The 4,616-nt window shown below is 28.3% G+C and carries 4 protein-coding genes; 1 reads left to right on the top strand and 3 read right to left on the bottom strand.

The annotated features are described in order from the left end of the window. Positions 1-796: 796 nt before the first annotated feature. Positions 797-1,555, bottom strand: a complete 759-nt coding sequence (locus QVZ41_RS14445) for a hypothetical protein (protein WP_302885354.1) — start codon at positions 1,553-1,555, stop codon at positions 797-799. A gap of 6 nt (positions 1,556-1,561) precedes the next feature. Further along, positions 1,562-2,053, bottom strand: coding sequence for a hypothetical protein (locus QVZ41_RS14450; RefSeq protein WP_302885355.1), 492 nt, complete (start codon positions 2,051-2,053; stop codon positions 1,562-1,564). 484 nt (positions 2,054-2,537) lie between these two features. Here QVZ41_RS14450 and QVZ41_RS14455 point away from each other — a divergent pair, with 484 nt between their 5' ends. Beyond that, the gene (locus QVZ41_RS14455) at positions 2,538-2,765 is read left to right on the top strand and encodes a DUF2188 domain-containing protein (RefSeq protein WP_302885356.1); all 228 of its coding nucleotides are present in this window, start codon (positions 2,538-2,540) and stop codon (positions 2,763-2,765) included. 749 nt (positions 2,766-3,514) lie between these two features. Here the strand turns inward: QVZ41_RS14455 and QVZ41_RS14460 are convergent. After that, positions 3,515-4,486, bottom strand: coding sequence for a hypothetical protein (locus tag QVZ41_RS14460; protein ID WP_302885357.1), 972 nt, complete (start codon positions 4,484-4,486; stop codon positions 3,515-3,517). Between the last annotated feature and the right edge of the window lie 130 nt (positions 4,487-4,616).

The raw sequence follows: 4,616 nt of genomic DNA on the forward strand, positions 1-4,616 counted from the left end.
TTTCACAAAGCCAAATCAACAAGATTTGGCGACTTAGTAAATATACACAAAACTTTGATTTAGAACCAAACCCGCATGAAGTTTAGCCGGTGTTAGGTAATGCAGTTTTTTTCAGACAAAAAAACTGTCAACGAATTAAAAAGGTTAATTTTTTACGCTGCTACGATGAATTCAAACACAAGTTTTTTAATTGATTAATTATCAATGAAACAATTTTCCACGTTCTAATTTTTTCTTTGTTTTCATTTCAGACAAGACAATTTTTCGATTAATTTTTCACACAACATTTTTACGTTTAGTTTTTTCAGCAACTACCATTTTTTCAAAGAATGAAATTTCTCAACGAAACGATTTAAGCATTTTCAGGAGCATTTGAAGAAATTCTTGTGTACTTAAACGTCCGAACAAAAAAACAGCGAAGCTATCCTTTAAAATTCCTTAAACGACTTTTGCGTACCTACGATTTTCTCAACAAAAAACAATGATTTTTCAGAATAGAGTAGGAGTTGAAATTATCAGATTTCAAAATTTTTTCAAAGATAAATAAGTTCTAAAAAAATCGAATACGCAGCTGTGATTCTGTTTTACCTAACGGTTTTGGCTAGGCTTTGTGCGGGATTGAAAATCGACAAGATTTTCGATTACGTACTAAGCCGAAGCTTTTTGTTTGGTTTTGTTTCTTTGGTTTCACAAAGCCAAATCAACAAGATTTGGCGACTTAGTAAATATACACAAAACTTTAAAGTTAGCACAAAACCCGCATGAAGTTTAGCCGGTGTTGGCTAATGTTTTTATCCTAATTAGGTATATTTAAAAGTGATAATTCTTCATTAACTTTTTGAATCCATTTTTCATTAATCGTTTTTACTAAACCATGGATGGTTTCCTTATCATATTTTTTTTGGTATAATCTACATTCATTCCATAAATCTGAGTAAATTTTTTGATATACAGAGAATTTCGTTTCTTTTCGATTTATAGCTTCTCTAAATTTTATTTTAATTTTTCGAGCATATAATTCTGCAATATCAAAATGTAATTGTTCATGTTTTAGGAGTAAAGAATTTTTGTTTTTTTCTTTCGACCATGATAAATCTTTATAAAAAATGGCAACAGTTGATAATTTTTTATAATTATGAATATTGTCATTTTCATCCACGATTATATTACTAGGAGTTATGTCAATTTTATATGTTGTTTTGGCATTTCCACTACTTTTAGGATCGGCTTTTCCTTGAAAATCTTCCCATGTGAGTTTTTCGTTTTGTTTCCAATATATAGGTTTTTGTTGTCCTATTACATTGATACTTGAAATTATTAATATATAAAATAGATGTTTCATTTTTCTCAAATATTTGCCAACGGTTTTGGCTAGGCTTTGTGCGGGAAGAAAATCGACAAGATTTTCGAACACGTACAAAGCCGAAGCTTTTTGTTTGGTTTTGTTTTTTGTGGTTTCACAAAGCCAAATCAACAAGATTTGGCGACCTAGTAAATATACACAAAACTTTGAATTAAGCACAAAACCCGCATGAAGTTTAGCCGGTGTTGGCAATAGTCTTTATTGCATTATTTTGAAATCATTTAATCCAATTTGATAGATCATATAAGGCCACATTTCCATTCCTTTTGCGTTCGGGTGTGTTCCAACATTTGAAGTTTTTTCAAATTTACCTTCTTCTTTTATTTGAATGTCGGAATTATAATTTAGAGAATATTTCGTTCTATTTTTCATTAGAAGCAAAACTTTCATATTTTTATCTTTTTCTTCCTCAGTTTCTCCACTCGTTCCTAAACAGAAATAAAATTCAATAGTCTCATTTTCTCCTTCTTTCTCAAAAAGGTAATTGTTTTCCCAAGTGTTAACTATATTTTCAAACGGTTCAAATTTTATTATAGAATAGTTGAAACTTATTGAGTCTTTCGGATATAATTTTATTGTAAACTTACTACCAATTGGAAATGCATATCCATTGACGGGTTCTGTCGGTAAATCTTGAGAATGTAAGTTATAAGTTATCGTTAAAATTAGAATTAAAATTATTTTTCTCATAGCGTTTTACATTTTTGCCAACGGTTTTGGCTAGGCTTTGTGCGGGGTTGAAAATCGACAAGATTTTCGAACACGCAACTAAGCCGAAGCTTTTTGTTTGGTTTTGTTTCTTTGGTTTCACAAAGCCAAATCAACAAGATTTGGCGACTTAGTAAATATACACAAAACTTTGAGAAAGCACAGAACCCGCATGAAGTTTAGCCGGTGTTAGCTAATGTTTTAAAGATTGTCAATAATTAATGACATATTGACGTTATTTTAATATAATAATGACATTTATTTTAATAAATAAACCAATTTATTAAAATAAATAGTCTTGGTATGACTATTGAAAATAACAAATTGGTTAGGTGTTTGGAGACCTAAAAATGAATCCATTATTCTTGTTTGGGAGTGCGAATATAGTATTTATCTTTAAAATTCAAACAAACAGGAAATGAAATCTCACCTGTTTAATTGAGACGATAAAATGTTTTTTAAAGATATGGGACGTAAAGTTTATGACATCTCTAAAAAAGGAGATGGTTGGGCTGTAAAGGGTCGCGATAACGAAAGAGCATCAATTATAACTAATACTAAAACAGAAGCTATTAATGCAGCTGCTCAGATAGGACGTAATAATGGAAATGCTCAAGTAGTTATTCATAAAAAAAATGGACAGATTCAAAGTGAAAGAACTTATGGAAATGATCCTTATCCTCCTAAAGGATAAAATTAACTAACTAAACGGAGCAGTTCAAAACTGTTCCGTTATTTATTTAAAATAACAATATTTTCATTTAAAAATCTTTCGATTTAATACTGTAAATACCGATAGGGTAAAATAAAGAAGAGAGTATTAATCCAATTTTTTTTATTAAAGAATATTTCCTTTTAAATAATTCATTTATTATGACATAATAATTCCCAATTATTGAAATAAAAAAGCAGACACATGTTAAATAAAATATAGGTCTATATAAATAGGCGAAAATTAATCTAAACAAAAATGAGAGTGAAAGAAAAATCATTAAAACATCTATAATGAATAGATAAATAGAAGCTTTATTAACTATTTTCAGTGTTTTTTCAAACTTATTTTTCAGATTTGAAGACTTAATCATTTCGTTTGAAAGAATTATTATCCAAATTAAATGAATAATTAATGAAAATATTAACCAATCTTCAAAGCTAGCACTTTGAATTCCTGAAAGACTAAATAAAAATAGAAGTGTAAATATTATTTGTTTTTTCATTTTTAATATTAGCTAACGGTTTTGGCTAGGCTTTGTGCGGGATTGAAAATCGACAAGATTTTCGAACACGCAACTAAGCCGAAGCTTTTTGTTTGGTTTTGTTTCTTTGGTTTTCACAAAGCCAAATCAATAAGATTTGGCGACTTAGTAAATATACACAAAACTTTGAAGTTTGCACAAAACCCGCATGAAGTTTAGCCGGTGTTGTACACTGGGCTTTTTTCATTTATTCTGAATTATCCTCGAATAAATTAAATTGATTCTTTTTAGCTTCTTTTATTTCTCTATGTTTCTTTCCTTGTGGAGTTTCAACAACTGTATTTTCAAAATGCTTTTTCAAAACTGTAGTAACGGCATAAGATGAGAAGATAATTTCGCCGACTTCATTTATTTTTCTAGATATTTCAAGAATACAGTCTATGAAAGTTCCATTTTTAAACTCAATACCTTCAGCAATTACAGATTGTTTAAATGCTTTATCTTTCATGTAAAAGTCAATAGTTTTTTCTTTTTTTAGATAAATACCTTTCCACTTATATTTCCCTTTTTTTAAAACAGGAGATATAATTTCTATAGTTGCATTTTCATCAATAGTAGGTTCCAAATCATCATTTTCAATTATGAATTTATCAAAATCAGTTCTTTTAATATAAGTAGTTTCTTCAAGTATTTGTTTTTTCTCATCAAGTTTCGTAGTTGATATTTTTTTTACTTTAGGATAATTATTTAGTTGTTTATAATAATTAGAAACATGTTTTAATATTTTTGGATTAGAATCAATAATTATATTTAAGACATCAATATTTATATGATTAGGTGATTCTTTTTCATTTAGTTCTTTTTTTAAGTTTTCAATATTTAGTTTTCTTTCAGCAATACTTAATTCTAAATCTTGTTTTTCAAGGCTACTTTTCTTTAATGGAATTCTAGAAATTGCAGCAATAATAAGAGTTATTAATATTGTAATTTGATTAGGATATTTTCCCATTAGAGTCCATAACTCTGTTAATCCTCCTTCTTCAAAAGCTTCGGTTTCTAATTTAATATCTATACCTAATTCTCTTTGAAATTCATTATAAATTTGCAATAGTTCAAATTCACATTTATTTCGGATAAAAGCATCCATTGTATGAGAACTATCCGACTCATCAAAATAATAATGTAACTCTAATTTGTTTATTGTCGGTTCTTTTGTCATAATGTTGTGTATCGTCCTGAAATAGGTTGACCTTTTTTGTTTATTTAAAAGGTTAACAATTCCAGTTTGTTTTTATTTCTTCGGTACGATTTGTATTTTATATTTTGATTTAAGTGCACGTGTTTCGGTG

Origin of the sequence: Wenyingzhuangia gilva (genome assembly GCF_030519655.1) — a bacterium.
GTDB lineage: Bacteria > Bacteroidota > Bacteroidia > Flavobacteriales > Flavobacteriaceae > Wenyingzhuangia > Wenyingzhuangia gilva.

Excerpts from the sequence above, each read along its gene's own strand:
- QVZ41_RS14450 (WP_302885355.1), bottom strand. The coding sequence starts at position 2,053 with ATGAGAAAAATAATTTTAATTCTAATTTTAACGATAACTTATAACTTA.
- QVZ41_RS14455 (WP_302885356.1), top strand. The coding sequence starts at position 2,538 with ATGGGACGTAAAGTTTATGACATCTCTAAAAAAGGAGATGGTTGGGCT.
- QVZ41_RS14460 (WP_302885357.1), bottom strand. The coding sequence starts at position 4,486 with ATGACAAAAGAACCGACAATAAACAAATTAGAGTTACATTATTATTTT.